The sequence below is a fragment of the Streptomyces sp. NPDC086080 genome (assembly GCF_044540255.1).
GTDB lineage: Bacteria > Actinomycetota > Actinomycetes > Streptomycetales > Streptomycetaceae > Streptomyces.
Genome location: NZ_JBITRU010000031.1, coordinates 35,778 through 50,583 on the forward strand (window position 1 = coordinate 35,778; position 14,806 = coordinate 50,583).

At 72.0% G+C, this 14,806-nt stretch carries 14 protein-coding genes and 1 tRNA gene; 7 read left to right on the top strand and 8 right to left on the bottom strand.

Annotated features, from left to right (window positions below; translation table 11 throughout):
• Positions 1 to 364: 364 nt before the first annotated feature.
• Together cobF and ACIF9R_RS29660 are read right to left on the bottom strand one after the other, a co-directional pair.
• On the bottom strand, positions 365 to 1,138 hold the full coding sequence (gene cobF, locus ACIF9R_RS29655; protein WP_399985462.1) for a precorrin-6A synthase (deacetylating): 774 nt from the start codon (positions 1,136 to 1,138) through the stop codon (positions 365 to 367).
• Positions 1,139 to 1,193: 55 nt separating this feature from the next.
• Positions 1,194 to 1,721, bottom strand: coding sequence for a DUF309 domain-containing protein (locus ACIF9R_RS29660; RefSeq protein ID WP_399985463.1), 528 nt, complete (start codon positions 1,719 to 1,721; stop codon positions 1,194 to 1,196).
• Between the two features lie 99 nt (positions 1,722 to 1,820).
• Between ACIF9R_RS29660 and ACIF9R_RS29665 the strand changes: the two genes are divergently transcribed.
• Both ACIF9R_RS29665 and ACIF9R_RS29670 read left to right on the top strand, forming a co-directional pair.
• Positions 1,821 to 1,894 (top strand) — tRNA-Pro (locus tag ACIF9R_RS29665).
• Between the two features lie 158 nt (positions 1,895 to 2,052).
• Positions 2,053 to 2,727, top strand: a complete 675-nt coding sequence (locus tag ACIF9R_RS29670; protein WP_399985464.1) for an NUDIX domain-containing protein — start codon at positions 2,053 to 2,055, stop codon at positions 2,725 to 2,727.
• On the opposite strand, the gene ACIF9R_RS29675 is transcribed toward ACIF9R_RS29670, so the two are convergent.
• From ACIF9R_RS29675 to iolC, 6 genes are all read right to left on the bottom strand, one after another.
• Positions 2,714 to 3,619, bottom strand: a complete 906-nt coding sequence (locus ACIF9R_RS29675) for an endonuclease/exonuclease/phosphatase family protein (RefSeq protein ID WP_399985530.1) — start codon at positions 3,617 to 3,619, stop codon at positions 2,714 to 2,716. The two genes, ACIF9R_RS29670 and ACIF9R_RS29675, sit on opposite strands and share 14 nt — an antisense overlap.
• A 196-nt stretch (positions 3,620 to 3,815) precedes the next feature.
• Complete coding sequence (locus tag ACIF9R_RS29680; protein ID WP_399985465.1) at positions 3,816 to 4,601, bottom strand: GntR family transcriptional regulator; 786 nt, start codon at positions 4,599 to 4,601, stop codon at positions 3,816 to 3,818.
• A 43-nt stretch (positions 4,602 to 4,644) separates the two neighbouring features.
• Positions 4,645 to 6,516: a 3D-(3,5/4)-trihydroxycyclohexane-1,2-dione acylhydrolase (decyclizing) gene (gene iolD, locus ACIF9R_RS29685; RefSeq protein ID WP_399985466.1), complete on the bottom strand. Its 1,872-nt coding sequence runs from the start codon at positions 6,514 to 6,516 to the stop codon at positions 4,645 to 4,647.
• Positions 6,513 to 7,406: a 5-deoxy-glucuronate isomerase gene (gene iolB, locus ACIF9R_RS29690; RefSeq protein WP_399985467.1), complete on the bottom strand. Its 894-nt coding sequence runs from the start codon at positions 7,404 to 7,406 to the stop codon at positions 6,513 to 6,515. The genes iolD and iolB overlap by 4 nt, the downstream gene beginning before the upstream one ends.
• Before the next feature lie 29 nt (positions 7,407 to 7,435).
• On the bottom strand, positions 7,436 to 8,311 hold the full coding sequence (locus tag ACIF9R_RS29695) for a deoxyribose-phosphate aldolase (protein WP_399985468.1): 876 nt from the start codon (positions 8,309 to 8,311) through the stop codon (positions 7,436 to 7,438).
• A gap of 13 nt (positions 8,312 to 8,324) precedes the next feature.
• Positions 8,325 to 9,317 (bottom strand): 5-dehydro-2-deoxygluconokinase, encoded by a 993-nt coding sequence (gene iolC, locus ACIF9R_RS29700; RefSeq protein ID WP_399985469.1) that lies wholly within the window; start codon positions 9,315 to 9,317, stop codon positions 8,325 to 8,327.
• Positions 9,318 to 9,637: 320 nt separating this feature from the next.
• On the opposite strand from iolC, the gene ACIF9R_RS29705 reads away from it, so the two are divergent.
• From ACIF9R_RS29705 to ACIF9R_RS29725, 5 genes are read left to right on the top strand one after another with little or no spacing between them, the layout of a single operon-like run.
• Positions 9,638 to 10,657: a sugar ABC transporter substrate-binding protein gene (locus ACIF9R_RS29705; protein WP_399985470.1), complete on the top strand. Its 1,020-nt coding sequence runs from the start codon at positions 9,638 to 9,640 to the stop codon at positions 10,655 to 10,657.
• Entirely contained in the window at positions 10,657 to 11,733 is a 1,077-nt protein-coding gene (locus tag ACIF9R_RS29710; RefSeq protein WP_399985471.1) for an ABC transporter permease, read from the top strand. The genes ACIF9R_RS29705 and ACIF9R_RS29710 overlap by 1 nt, the downstream gene beginning before the upstream one ends.
• Positions 11,734 to 11,738: 5 nt before the next feature.
• Positions 11,739 to 12,647: an ATP-binding cassette domain-containing protein gene (locus ACIF9R_RS29715; protein WP_399985472.1), complete on the top strand. Its 909-nt coding sequence runs from the start codon at positions 11,739 to 11,741 to the stop codon at positions 12,645 to 12,647.
• Between the two features lies 1 nt (position 12,648).
• Entirely contained in the window at positions 12,649 to 13,551 is a 903-nt protein-coding gene (locus tag ACIF9R_RS29720; RefSeq protein WP_399985473.1) for a sugar phosphate isomerase/epimerase family protein, read from the top strand.
• Between the two features lie 25 nt (positions 13,552 to 13,576).
• A complete protein-coding gene (locus ACIF9R_RS29725) occupies positions 13,577 to 14,596 on the top strand; it encodes a Gfo/Idh/MocA family protein (protein ID WP_399985474.1) in 1,020 nt (339 codons plus the stop codon).
• Positions 14,597 to 14,806: the final 210 nt, after the last annotated feature.

The following is a 14,806-nucleotide window of genomic DNA, read 5'->3' on the forward strand; positions in this document are numbered from 1 at the left end:
CGCCGGCCTGCGTCACCCCGGTCGGCGACGTACCCGTGGCTGCGCGCCGACAGGACGTCCTCGCCCGCGCTGACCTGGGCGGCTCGCTCCTCTCCGGCCCCGCGCTCTCTCCGTCCGGCCGTGCGGGATGTGGCGGGTTGCCGGGCTCCAGGGGCTCCGCGCCTCGTGCCGCCGTGCGACGCCCGGCCGTTGGCGGACGGTACCAGCGTCGTCGGCCCGGCGTGGCGGGTCTGGACGGTGGGAACCGCCCGGCGCGGGTGCGCAGGCGGGCGTGACCCGGGCCGGGCCCGACCCGCCGGGTGTCCGCGGCCGACCGTGCCGTGCCCGGCGGCCCCGGCGTCCGTCCGGTTCCCGGACCGGCCGCTCAGCCCTTGGCCGGTCCGCGGCGCAGCAGATACGTGTCCATGATCCAGCCCTTGCGCGCACGGGCCTCCGCGCGCAGCCGCTCGATACGCGGAGCGGCCTCGGCGAGCGGACCGGAGACGAGGATCTCGTCCGGGGTGCCGACATAGGCGCCCCAGTAGATGTCCACGTCCTGGTCGGCGTACGCACGGAAGGCCTGGTGGGCGTCCAGCATCACCACCACGTCGTCCACCTCCTCCGGGAAGCCCTCGGCGAGTCGCCGGCCCGTGGTGATCTGGACCGGGCGGGCGACGCGGTTGAGCCCCGTGCGGTGCCGGGCCACGAGCGCCGAGACGCTGCTGATGCCCGGTACGACGTCGTAGGTGAAGGACACGGCGCCCCGCTCCAGGACCTCCTCGAGAATCCCGAGCGTGCTGTCGTACAACGACGGGTCGCCCCACACCAGGAACGCGCCGGTCTCGTCCTCGCCCAGTTCCTCGGTGATCAGCCGCTCGTAGATGTCCGCGCGGGCGCTGCGCCAGTCCCCGACGGCGGGGGAGTAGGCGGGCCCGCCCGCCTCCCGGTCCCGCGCCGGGTCGCGCGCCTCGACGACACGGTAGGCACCCCCTGGTATGTGCGCGTCGAGCATGTCCCGGCGCAGCCCGGTCAGGTCCGCCTTCTCCTCCCCCTTGTCCAGGATGAAGAACACGTCCGTTTCCCGCATCGCCCTGACCGCCTGCAGGGTCAGCTGCTCCGGGTCGCCCGCGCCGATACCGATGACATGAATCTCTCGCACGCCCCGAGTCTGCCGTACGGCACTGACAGCGCGTGCACCGCACCCGACCGCTCCGTCAGGAAGCCACCCGCAGCCGGGGCGCCCGCGCCGACGCGTCCACGGGGCCACCGCCCCGCTCCACCTCCGACGCCAGCTCCCGGGCCCAGGCCGTCACCCCGGCGAGATCGATCCCGTGCGGCCGGTGACCCGCCCCGGCGGCCCACTCCTCCACCGCGCCGGCCCCGCGCCGCAGCAGCCGCGCCCCGCCGGTCACATTCCCGCGCGCCGCGTGGGTGAGCCCCACCGCGAGCTGGGCGAGCCCCCGCCACAGCTCCCGCTCCTCCTCCGGCCCCGACTTCCAGGCGTCCTCGAACACCTCGTGCGCGTGGAACGGCTTCCCCTCGTCCAGCAGCCGCTGCGCCTGAGCCACGCTCTCCTCGGGCCGCCGCACCACCCCCTCCGGCTGCCGGGGCACGCCCTTTGTGCCGTACGGCAGGGGCCGCCCGAGTCCGTCGCGGGGCCGCGCGTTGCGCGCCCGCCCCTCGCTGTCCCGGTCCCGCGCGGCGGGTGTCCGGCCAAGAGAAGTGCTGTCCATGCTGCCCATACGCCGATTGTCCCAAGCCGGGCCCGTTTTCGGCCCGGCCCGGGGTGTGGGGTAAAGTGCGGAACGCGCGATCGCGCGGTTCACCGCGCGTGAGGGCACCGGGACGTGGCGCAGCTTGGTAGCGCACTTGACTGGGGGTCAAGGGGTCGCAGGTTCAAATCCTGTCGTCCCGACTTGCGGCACAGCAGGTCGTCGGGCCGTATCGGAACGCTCCGATACGGCCTTTCACCTTTCTCCACCTCCCGGTCGCCGCTTCCCGGCGTTCGGCACCGGCCGTGATAGAAGCGGGCATGACCACAGCGCACCCGCCCTTCCGGCCCACGGCCCGCCGATGACCGCCGGCATCGACACCCCCGACCGCCGGGGCCGCACCGGACTCGACCGGACCGGCCGTGACCTCACCGGCAACCCGCGCGTGCGGGTCCGGGACGTGACCCTGCTCTCCAGCCACTGGTACATCGAACGCACCACGACCTTCGACCTCCAGCACGCCGACGGGACCTGGAGCACCCACGAACGCGAGACCCACGACCGCGGCAACGGTGCCACCATGCTCCTCTACGACACCGAGCGCGAAACCGTGCTGCTCACCCGCCAGTTCCGTTTCCCCGTCTACGTCAACGGCCATCCCGACGGCCTGCTGATCGAGACACCGGGCGGTCTGCTCGACGACGAGGACGAGCACCCGGAGGCCGCGGTGCGGCGCGAGGTGGTGGAGGAGACCGGCCACACCATCGGCCCCGTCCAGCATGTCTTCGACGTCTACATGAGCCCCGGCTCGGTCACCGAACGCGTCAGCTTCTACGCCGCCGCCTACGGACCCTCGACCCGCACCCACGAGGGTGGGGGCCTCGACGAGGAGGGCGAGCACATCGAGATCATCGAACTGCCCTTCCGCGAGGCCCTGCGGATGATCCGCACCGGCGGGATCAACGACGCGAAGACCATCATGCTCCTCCAATGGGCGGCCCTGGAGGGCCCGTTCGCCCGCGTCAGCGCGGAGTGACACCGGCCGCCACCGGCAGATGGTCGCTGCCGGTGGCGGGCAGGGCACGGATGTGGTCGACGGTCGCCGAGCGGGCCATGACCTGGTCGATCCGGGCCAGCGGCAGGGCAGCGGGAAAGCTGAAGGCGAGCCCCCGCCGTGCCACGCCCATCCGCGAGGTCAGCGGGGCCAGCCCGCGGTCGTCGACCGTACCGTTGAGGTCGCCCAGCAGGATCACCGTGTCCTGCCGCTCGGCGGCCAGGGCCCGGCCCAGCAGGGCGGCGCTCTCGTCGCGCCGGGAGGACGCCAGGCCGCCCGCTCCCACCCGGATGGAGGGCAGGTGCGCGACGTACGCCGCGATCTCGCCGTACGGCGTGTGCACCACGGTGCGCAGCGCACGGCTCCAGGGCTCCGTGATGTCCCGGGGCTTGATGTCCGGCGTCCGGACACCGCTGAGCGGATGCTTCGACCACAGTCCGACGGTGCCCCGGACCACGTGGTACGGATACTCCGCGGCGAGCGTCCGCCGGTAGACCGGCAGTGCCGGGGGCACCAACTCCTGCAACGCGATGAGGTCGGGCCCCGCCGCCGCCAGAGCCCGGGCCGTGCCCGCCGGGTCGGTGTTGTCGTCACTGACGTTGTGCTGCACCACGACCAGGTCGCTCGGCGCGGACGCCGCCGAGGGCAGCAGCAGCCCGCCGAAGAGATGCGTCCACGCCGCCGCGGGCAGCAGCAGGGCCAGCAGGGCGAGGGCCGAGCGGCGCAGCAGGGACAGGCCGAACAGTGCGACGATCACCAGGCCGAGCCACGGCAGGAACGCTTCCAGCAGACTGCCCAGCCGGCCCGGGGTGTTGGGCACGGCCCCGTGGAACACCAGCAGCCCGGCCGTCAGCGCGGCGAGCACGGCGAGCACCCGCCCCCGCGTCCACACCGCGCGCCCCCCCGGCACCGCCACCCTCCCCGTCGGCGTCACGCCGTCGTCCTCCCGCTCCATCCGTCTCCCCGTCCTCCCGGCTCGTCGTACGGGACGAAGAACGCAGGGGAGACGGTTTCCCCGGGGGCGCGCGAAATCGGCGCGTCCGGCGCCTACGCCCTCCCGGCCCCCCGCCTCACGGTCTGACCAGCAGCTGGAAGTCGAACGAGTACCGGGACGCACGGTAGATGTGGGTGCCGTACTCCACCGGCCGGCCGGTGTCGTCGTAGGCCGTGCGCTGCATGGTGAGCAGGGCGGCGCCCTCCTTCTCGTCCAGCCGCTCGGCCTCCGGCGCGGTGGCCGAGCGGGCGCCGACGGTCTGGCGGGCGCTGTGCAGGGTGATGCCCGCGGTGCGCATCATCCGGTACAGGCCGGTCGCCTCCAGGCGGGCGCCGTCCAGGTCCAGCAGGCCCGGGGGGAGGTAGTTGCGGAGCAGGGCGACCGGCCGGCCGTGGGTGAGGCGCAGGCGTTCCAGCAGGGCCACCTCGCCGCCCTCGGCCAGCCCCAGGGCGGCCGCCACGTCGGCGGGCGCCGGAGCCGTCTCGTTGCGGACCACCTGCGTGGTCGGGCCTTGTCCTGCCGCCTCCATGTCGTCGTAGAGACTGCTCAGTTCCAGGGGGCGCCTGACGTGGCTGTGCACCACCTGCGTGCCCACCCCGCGCCGCCGGACGAGCAGCCCCTTGTCGACGAGGGACTGGATGGCCTGACGGACGGTGGGGCGGGACAGTCCCAACCGCACGGACAGATCCACCTCGTTGCCCAGCAGATTGCCGGGGGCGAGCACCCCCTGCTCGATCGCCGCCTCCAACTGCTGCGCCAGCTGGTAGTACAGCGGTACCGGACTGCCCCGGTCCAGCGCGAAGTCCAGGGTGTTCAGCGCGGGTCCGGACGCGGCAGGTGCGCGGTCACCGGTCTTCGCCATGGAACGTGTCTCCCTCGTGGGAACGTGGATGGTGCGGGCGGGCTCAGAGGTGGCGGCGGCGTGCGGCGACCTCGGAGTCGTACCGCTCGCGGGCGCCGACCGCGGCCTCGCGCGACGCCACCTCGGCCACCGGCACGTCCCACCAGGCCTCGGCCGGGGGAGCGGTCGGCGTCGGGTCGGTCTCGACGTACACGCACGTCGGACGATCGGATGCGCGGGCCTTCGCCAGCGCGTCGCGCACCTCCCGCACGGTCCTGGCCCGCAGGACGTCCATGCCGAGGCTGGCCGCGTTCGCCGCGAGGTCCACCGGCAGCGGGGCGCCGGTGAAGGTGCCGTCGGCGGCCCGGTGACGGTAGGCGGTGCCGAAGCGTTCGGCGCCCACCGACTCCGACAGGCCGCCGATGGAGGCGTAGCCGTGGTTCTGGATCAGGACCAGCTTGACCGGGAGGTTCTCCTGGACGGCGGTGACGATCTCGGTCGGGTTCATCAGATAGGTGCCGTCGCCGACCAGCGCCCAGACGGGGATGCCGGGGGCGGCCTGCTGGACCCCCAGCGCGGCCGGGATCTCGTAGCCCATGCAGGAGTAGCCGTACTCCAGGTGGTACTGGCGGGGACTGCGCGCGCGCCACAGCTTGTGCAGGTCGCCGGGGAGCGAACCGGCCGCGTTGATCACCACGTCCTCGTCGCCGACGACCGCGTCCAGCGCGCCGACCACCTGCGTCTGCGTCGGTACGGCCGTGTCGTCGTCCGCGTGGAAGGCGGTCTCGACGACCCGCTCCCATCGCTCCTTGCCGGCCCGGTACCCGTCCTCGTACGACTCCTCGACATGGTGCCCGGTCAGCGCCTCGGTGAGCCGCTCCAGACCGGTCCGCGCGTCGCAGACCAGCGTGCGTGCCGCCAGCTTGTGCGCGTCGAACCCGGTGATGTTGAGGTTGAGGAAACGCACCCCCGGGTGCTGGAAGAGGGTGCCGGAGGCGGTGGTGAAGTCGGTGTAGCGGGTGCCGACACCGATCACCAGGTCGGCGGTGCGGGCGAGTTCGTCGCTCACCGCCGTCCCGGTGTGGCCGATGCCGCCGAGGTCGGCGGGGTGGTCGTGGCGCAGGGAGCCCTTGCCGGCCTGGGTGGAGGCGACCGGGATGCCGGTGGCCTCCACCAGCGCCCGCAGCGCCTCCTCGGCCTCGCTGTGGTGGACCCCGCCGCCCGCGACGATCAGCGGCCGCCGTGCCGCCCGTACAACCGCCACGGCCGCCGTCAGCTCCACCGGGTCCGGGGCGGGGCGGCGTACGGACCAGACGCGCTCGGCGAAGAACTCCTCCGGCCAGTCGTACGCCTCCGCCTGCACGTCCTGGGGGAGGGCCAGGGTCACCGCACCCGTCTCGGCCGGGTCGGCGAGCACCCGCATCGCGTGCAGCGCGGACGGGATCAGCGCCTCGGGGCGGGTGACGCGGTCGAAGTACCGTGACACCGGGCGCAGTGTGTCGTTGACCGACACATCGGCCTCCACCGGGTGTTCCAGCTGCTGGAGCAGCGGATCGGCGGCCCGTGAGGCGAAGTAGTCGCCGGGGAGCAGGAGTACCGGCAGCCGGTTGACGGTGGCGAGGGCGGCGCCGGTGACCAGGTTGGTCGCGCCGGGGCCGATGGACGTCGTCACGGCCTGCGCCGAGAGCCGGTTCAGCTGGCGGGCGTACCCGACCGCCGCGTGCACCATCGCCTGCTCGTTGCGGCCCTGGTGGTACGGCATGACGTCGGCGTACTCGACCAGCGCCTGCCCGACGCCGGCCACGTTGCCGTGGCCGAAGACGCCCCAGGTGCCCGCGATCAGCCGGCGGTGCACGCCGTCCCGCTCGGTGTACTGGGCGGACAGGAACCGCACCAGCGCCTGGGCGGTCGTCAGTCGGCGGGTGGTGGCGCTCATGCGGACCTCTCCGGTGCGGTGTAGAGGGGGAGTCGGGGGTCGACGGCCTGGTCCTGCCAGGTGTCGCGGATCCAGGCGTGGTCGGGGTGGTCGCGGATCAGCCAGGCGCGTTCGTCCTCCGGTCCCGCCATGACGTTGAGGTAGTACATGTGGTGGCCGGGCACGGCCATGGACGGGCCGTGCCAGCCGTCCGGGATGAGGACGACGTCGCCGCCCCGCACCTCGGCCAGCACGTCCGTGTCGCGGCCCGGCCCGGAGGGGGAGACCCGCTGGTAGCCGAGCCCGGGGGTGCCGTCGTGGGCGGTGAATTCGAAGTAGTAGATCTCCTCCAGGACGGATTCCTCGCCCGGCCGGTGCTCGTCGTGCTTGTGCGGCGGGAACGACGACCAGTTGCCGCCCGGGGTGAGCACCTCGACGGCGATGAGCCGGTCGCACTCGAACGTGCCCGCCGCGCCGAAGTTGTTGACCTGCCGTGAGCAGTTCCCGGTGCCGCGCAGTTCGACGGGCACGTCGGAGGCGGGCCCGTAACGGGCGGGCAGCCGGCGGGTGCACCGGGCGCCGGTGAGCGCGAACCGCCCACCGCCGGCCGAGGACACGCGTGCGCGGGCGTCGCGCGGGACGTAGGCGAAGTCGGTCACGCCGTCGAACACGCCCGTGCGGCCGGTGAGTTCGAAGGTGTCATGGCCGGACTCGCCGTCCACGGCGACCGTGCAGCCACCGCTCAGCGGCAGCACGATCCACTCGCTGTCGCCCGCGTCGAATGTGTGCGCGCCGCCCGGCGGCACCTGAAGGACGCGCAGGCTGGAGTAACCCCAGCCCGCCGTCCCGGGGGTCACGTCGACGGCGTAGGGGCCGGCCACGGCCCGGCCCGCGGGAAGGTGGTACGTCATGCGGTGCCTCTCGTCCTCGTACGGGCGTCTCACAACAGGCCGACGGCCGTGTCGACCGCCGTCTCCACACTGCCGCCGGCCGGATAGAGCAGCGAGCGGCCGACGACCATCCCCTGCACGGTGGGCAGCCGCAGCGCCTTGCCCCACCGCTCGTACGCCGCCTCCTGGTCGCCGACCTCCCCGCCGAGCAGCACCACGGGCAGTGTCGAGGTCCGCAGCACCTCGGCCATGTCGTCGACGTCGTCGGTGACCGGGAGCTTCAGCCAGGTGTAGGCGGACGTGCCGCCCAGTCCGGAGGCGATGGCGATGGAGCGGGTGACGGCCTCCGCGGACAGGTCGTTGCGCACCCGGCCGTCCACCCGGCGGGAGATGAACGGCTCCACGAACACCGGCAGCCGGTGTCCGGCCATGGCGTCGACGGCGCGGGCGGACGACTCCAGGGTGGCCAGCGACCCGGGGTCGTCGTAGTCGATCCGGACCAGCAGCTTGCCGGCGTCGAAGCCCAGCCGGGCGATGTCCTCGGCGCGGTGGCCGGTGAAGCGGTCGTCCATCTCGAAGGACGCGCCCGCCAGGCCGCCGCGGTTCATCGAACCCATGACGACCTTGTTCTCCAGCGCACCGAGCAGCAGCAGATCCTCCAGGATGTCGGCGGTGGCCAGCACCCCGTCCACGCCCGGCCGGGACAGCGCGACGCAGAGACGTTCCAGCAGGTCGGCCCGGTCCGCCATGGCCAGGCGCCGGTCGCCGATGCCGAGCGCGCCCCGGGCGGGGTGGTCGGCGGCCACGATCATCAGCCGGCCGCTGTCGCCGATCAGCGGGCGGCGGGCCCGGCGGGCGGCCGCCGCGGCGACGGCCTCCGGATTCCGGGCACGGACCGCGGTGAGGTCGGGGATGCTGACATTCAAGGAAGGGCTCCGTTCAGGACTGGCCGGGCCGGCCCGCCGCGTCCGGCGACGCGGCCCGCGCGAGGAGGTCCGTCACCTCCGACGGGGTCGGCATGGCGGACGAGCAGGCGAGGCGCGAGGCGACGAGGGCACCGGCGGCGTTGGCGTGGCGCATGGTCCGCTCCAGGTCCCAGCCGGACAGCAGGCCGTGGCAGAGCGAGCCGCCGAAGGCGTCGCCCGCGCCGAGACCGTTGACCACCTCGACCGGCACCGGCGGCACCTCGGCCCGCGTGCCGTCGCGGTGCACGGCGAGCACGCCCCTCGGACCCTGCTTGACCACCGCCAGCTCCACACCGGCCGCCAGCAGCGCCTCGGCGCAGGCCTCCGGCTCACGCACACCGGTGGCGACCTCGCACTCGTCGAGGTTGCCGACCGCGACCGTGGCGTGGCGCAGCGCCTCCCGGTAGTACGGACGTGCCTGGTCCGGATCCCGCCAGAACATGGGGCGCCAGTCCAGGTCGAAGACGGTGGTGCCCGCCTTGTCCCGGGCCGCGAGGGCGTCGAGCGTGGCCGAGCGGCTCGGCTCCTCGCTCAGGCCCGTGCCGGTGATCCAGAAGATCCCCGCCTCGTGTACGGCGGGCAGATCCAGTTCGTGGGTGTGGATCTCCAGGTCGGGGGCCTTGGGGCGACGGTAGAAGTAGAGGGGGAAGTCGTCCGGAGGGAAGATCTCGCAGAACGTGACGGGGGTGGGGTACTCGGCCACCGGGGTGACCCAGCGGTCGTCGACGCCGAACTCCTTCAGCGCCTCGTGCAGATACGTGCCGAAGGGGTCCGCGCCCGTACGGGTGATCACGGCCGTGGAATGGCCCAGCCGGGCGGCCGCGACCGCGACGTTCGCGGCCGAACCACCCAGGAACTTCCCGAAGGTCTCCACGCGCGACAGCGGGACACCGGTCTGCAGGGGATAAAGATCGACCCCGATGCGACCCATGGTGATCAGGTCGAAATACTGTGGTGAGTCGGCCATGAAGCGATGCTCCTGTAGCGCTTGAGGATGCGGGTCCCAGGGCGCCCTGCCACGGTGGGGTCGTGCATTCCGGGGACCTGCCGCCCTTCAGGTGTAGGTCTCGGAAGGCGGCGGTGTCAATAGTTTGTACTTACATTCGGACGAGCGCGTGAAATGATGTCTTAACAAAGTATTGACAGTAGCCGTATCTGGGGATTGGATCGCCTCCCAGCACGACCAGCCGTGTGCCACGGCACACACCCGGACTCCCGGGGGTCCCGGCCACCCGCCCCCCAGGGGTCCCGCCCTTTCCCCGCGTAGCACAGTGAGGTGCAGGACAGATGGACCGCTCTTCTCTCACCCGCTCCCGCAGAATCGCGCCGTTCGTCGCGGTCGCGGCGGCAGCCGCCCTGACCCTCGCCGGCTGTTCCAGCGGTTCGGGCGGCAAGAAGTCCGAGGAGGGCGCGGGCGACGCCTCGGCGGGCAAGGCCTCGACGCCCCGTATGACGGTCGCCCTCGTCACCCACCAGTCCCCGGGTGACACCTTCTGGGACATCGTCCGCAAGGGAGCCCAGGCCGCCGCGGACAAGGACAACGTCAAGCTCGTCTACTCCGCCGACCCCAACGCGGGCAACCAGGCCAGCCTGGTGCAGAACGCAATCGACCAGAAGGTCGACGGCATAGCCGTCACCCTCGCCAAGCCGGACGCGCTCAAGGGTGTCATAGCCAAGGCCGAGGCGGCCGGCATCCCGGTCGTCGGCCTCAACTCCGGAGTGAGCGACTGGCAGGACCTCGGCCTGCTGGAGTTCTTCGGCCAGGACGAGTCCGTCGCGGGCGAGGCCTTCGGCAAGAAGCTCAACGAGGTCGGCGCCAAGAGCGCCGTCTGTGTCGTCCAGGAGCAGGGCAACATCGGCCTGACCCAGCGCTGCGACGGCATGAAGAAGACCTTCGAGGGCAAGACCCAGGTCCTCAACGTCAACGGTACGGACATGCCCTCCGTGAAGTCGACGATCACCGCCAAGCTCAAGCAGGACTCCGCCATCGACTACGTCGTCACCCTCGGCGCGCCCTTCGCGCTGACCGCGGTGCAGTCGGTCGACGAGTCCGGCAGCAAGGCCAGGATCGCCACCTTCGACCTCAACAAGGAACTGACCAAGGCGATCCAGGACGGTTCCATCGAGTTCGCCGTCGACCAGCAGCCCTACCTCCAGGGCTACCTCGCCGTCGACGGCCTGTGGCTCCACAAGAACAACGGCAACTACAGCGGCGGCGGTGAGCAGCCGGTCCTGACCGGCCCCGCGTTCGTCGACAAGTCCAATGTCGACGCGGTCTCCGAGTTCGCCGCGAAGGGCACTCGGTGATGAGTATGGCGCGGCAGGCTGAGCCGGCGGTGACCCCACCGCCGGCTCCCGGCCCCCACCAGAGCGACGGCCGCACGGTGCGGCGCCCGCCGGCGCTGCGCCTGCTGGCCCGGCCCGAGGTCGGTGTGTTCCTCGGCGCCGTGGCCGTGCTGGTGTTCTTCCTGTTCGCCGCCCCGCCGGTGCGCGACGGCAGCTCGATGGCGAACATCCTGTACCAGTCGTCCACCATCGGCATCATGGCGCTGCCCGTGGCCCTGCTGATGATCGGCGGCGAGTTCGACCTCTCGGCCGGTGTCGCCGTCGTGACGTCGGCGCTGACCGCGAGCATGCTCAGCTACCAGCTCACCATGAACGTGTGGGTGGGCGTGATCGCCGCCCTGGTGGTGTCCCTCGCGGTCGGCATGTTCAACGGCTGGATGCTGGTCAAGACGGGGCTGCCCAGCTTCCTGGTCACCCTCGGCACCTTCCTGATCCTCCAGGGCGTCAATCTCGCCGTGACCAAGCTGGTCACCGGCAACGTCGCCACCGACAGCATCAGCGACATGGACGGCTTCGACCAGGCCAAGGCCGTCTTCGCCTCCACCTTCGAGGTCGGCGGCGTCGAGGTGAAGATCACCGTCGTGTGGTGGCTGGTCTTCGCCGCCCTGGCCACCTGGGTCCTGCTGCGCACCAAGTACGGCAACTGGGTCTTCGCGGTCGGCGGCAGCAAGGACAGCGCCCGCGCCGTCGGCGTCCCCGTCACCTTCACCAAGATCTCGCTGTTCATGCTGGTCGGCTTCGGTGCCTGGTTCGTCGGCATGCACAACCTCTTCTCCTTCAACACCGTGCAGTCCGGCGAGGGCGTGGGCCAGGAACTCATCTACATCGCCGCGGCGGTGATCGGCGGCTGTCTGCTGACCGGTGGCTACGGCTCCGCGATCGGCCCGGTCTTCGGTGCCTTCATGTTCGGCATGGTGCAGCAGGGCATCGTCTACGCCGGCTGGAACCCCGACTGGTTCAAGGCATTCCTCGGCGTGATGCTGCTCGGCGCCGTCCTCATCAATCTGTGGGTCCAGCGCACGGCGACCCGGAGGTGACCGCAATGACCGACAAGACGACCTCCGCCCACGGTGCCACCCTCGAGGACACCCCGCCGGACGGCGACCGCCCCCTCGTGGAACTACGGGGCGCGGGCAAGGCCTACGGCAACATCCGCGCCCTGCACGGCGTCGACCTCACCGTCCACCCCGGCAAGGTGACCTGCGTCCTCGGGGACAACGGGGCCGGCAAGTCCACCCTCATCAAGATCATCTCCGGTCTGCACCAGCACACCGAGGGCGAGTTCCTCGTCGACGGCACCCCCGTACGGTTCGCCGGCCCGCGCGAGGCGCTCGACAAGGGCATCGCCACCGTCTACCAGGATCTCGCGGTCGTCCCGCTGATGCCGGTGTGGCGGAACTTCTTCCTCGGCTCCGAGATGACCAAGGGCCCCTGGCCCGTCCGGCGCCTCGACATCGCCCGGATGAAGAAGACGGCCGACGAGGAACTGCGCAACATGGGCATCGTCCTGGACGACCTGGAGCAGCCCATCGGCACCCTCTCCGGTGGCCAGCGCCAGTGCGTCGCCATCGCCCGCGCCGTCTACTTCGGCGCCCGCGTCCTCATCCTCGACGAGCCGACCGCCGCCCTCGGCGTGAAGCAGTCCGGTGTGGTGCTCAAGTACATCGCGATGGCCCGCGACCGCGGTCTCGGCGTCATCTTCATCACCCACAACCCGCACCACGCCTACATGGTCGGCGACCACTTCAGCGTGCTGCGCCTGGGCACCATGGAACTCAGCGCCGACCGCAGCGAGGTCGGCCTCGAGGAACTGACCAACCACATGGCCGGCGGCGCCGAACTGGCCGCGCTGAAGCACGAGCTGTCGCAGGTCCGCGGCGTCGACACCGAGGAGCTTCCCGAGGAGGACGCCCTCCAGGCCCCCGCAGCACATCCGGAAGGAAAGTCCTGACATGGCAGTCGCGCTCGACCGCATCCGGGTCGGTTCCGCCCCCGACTCCTGGGGCGTCTGGTTCCCCGACGACCCCCAGCAGGTCCCCTGGCAGCGCTTCCTCGACGAGGTCGCCGAGGCCGGCTACTCCTGGATCGAACTCGGCCCCTACGGCTACCTCCCGACCGACCCGGCCCGCCTCACCGACGAGGTGAGCCGGCGCGGCCTCAGGGTCTCCGCCGGCACCATCTTCTGCGGACTGCACCGCGGCCCCTCCGCATGGGACGCCACCTGGGAACAGGTCAGCCGTGTCGCCGCCCTCACCCGGGACATGGACGCGAAGCACCTGGTCGTCATCCCGTCCTTCTGGCGCGACGACAAGACCGCCGAGATCCTGGAACCCCCGGAGCTCACCACCGAGCAGTGGGGTCACCTCAGCAAGGGCATGGAACGCCTCGGCCGCGAGGTGAAGGACACATACGGGCTCGACATCGTCGTCCACCCGCACGCCGACACCCACATCGACACCGAGGAGCACGTCGAGCGCTTCCTCGACTCGACCGACCCGGCCCTGGTCAACCTGTGCCTGGACACCGGCCACTACGCCTACTGCGGCGGCGACAGCGTCAAACTCATCGAGACCTACGGCGAACGCATCGGCTACCTGCACCTCAAGCAGGTCGACCCCGAGATCCTCGCCGACGTGGTCAGGAACCAGATCCCGTTCGGTCCCGCCGTCCAGCGCGGAGTGATGTGCGAACCGCCCGCAGGCGTCCCCGAACTGGGCCCGGTCCTCACCGCCGCCCAGAAACTGGACGTGGACCTGTTCGCCATCGTCGAGCAGGACATGTACCCGTGCGAGCCGGACAAGCCGCTGCCGATCGCCGTACGCACCCGCGCGTTCCTCCGCTCCTGCGGCGCCTGACGACCCCGAAGGGGAGGTGAGAGACATGAACCGGCGCGAGCCCCTCGGCATCGCCGTCATCGGCACCGGACGCATGGGCGCCGACCATGCGCGCCGGATCGACCGGGTCATCAGCGGCGCCCGGGTCACCGCCGTCGTGGACCTCGACGCCGAACGGGCGAAGGCCGTCGCCGCGGACATCGACGGCTGCACCGCCCACACCGACCCGGCCGCCGCGATGGCGGCGGCCGACGTCGACGCCGTTCTGATCGCCTCCCCTGGGCCCGCCCACGAGGCCGCCCTGCTCACCGCGTTCGAGCACGATCTGCCCGTCCTCTGCGAGAAGCCGCTCACCCCCGACGCGGCCTCCGCCCTGCGCGTCATGGAAGCCGAACAGGCCCTCGGCCACCGCCGGGTACAGGTCGGCTTCATGCGCCGCTACGACACCGAGTACGTCCGTCTGAAAGCGCTGCTGGAGACCGGACAGCTGGGCCGCCCCCTGATGCTGCACAACCGGCACCGCAACGTGGCCGCCCCGCCCTTCTTCACCAGTGCCATGCTCATCAGCGACTCCGTGGCCCACGAGGTGGACGCCACCCGCTGGCTGCTCGGCCACGAGATCAGCGCCGTCACGGTGCTGCGCCCCACGCCGTCCGCCGGCGCCCCCGAGGGACTCGCCGACCCGCAGTTCGTCGTCCTGGAGACCGACGGCGGCGTGATCTCCGACGTGGAGATCTTCGTCAACTGCGGCTTCGGCTACCAGGTACAGGCCGAGGTGGTCTGCGAACGCGGCACCGCCCGCATCGGCGACGGCCATGCCCTGGTCACCCACACGGCCGGCCGCTGGGGCGGCACCATCGCCCAGGACTGGACCGACCGCTTCGCCCAGGCCTACGACGACGAGATCCAGACCTGGGTCGACACCACCCGCCGCGGCGGGATCACCGGACCGGGCACCTGGGACGGCTACGCGGCGGCGGCCGTCTGCGAGGCGGGGGTGCGGGCGCTGGAGGACGGCGGCCGGGTGGCGGTCGACCTGGTGGAGAAACCGGCCCTGTACCGGTGACGGCGCGACCGCGACCGCGGCCACCCGCCCGCGGGCGGCCGCGGTCGCGCCCTCAGCCGAGCGTGGTCCAGGGACGCGCCCTCAGCCGAGCGTGGTCCGGGGACGCGCCGTCAGTCGAGCGTGGTCCGGGGACGCGCCGTCAGTCGAGCGTGGTCCGGGGACGCGCCGTCAGTCGAGCGTGGTCCGGGGACGCGCCGTCAGTCGAGCGTG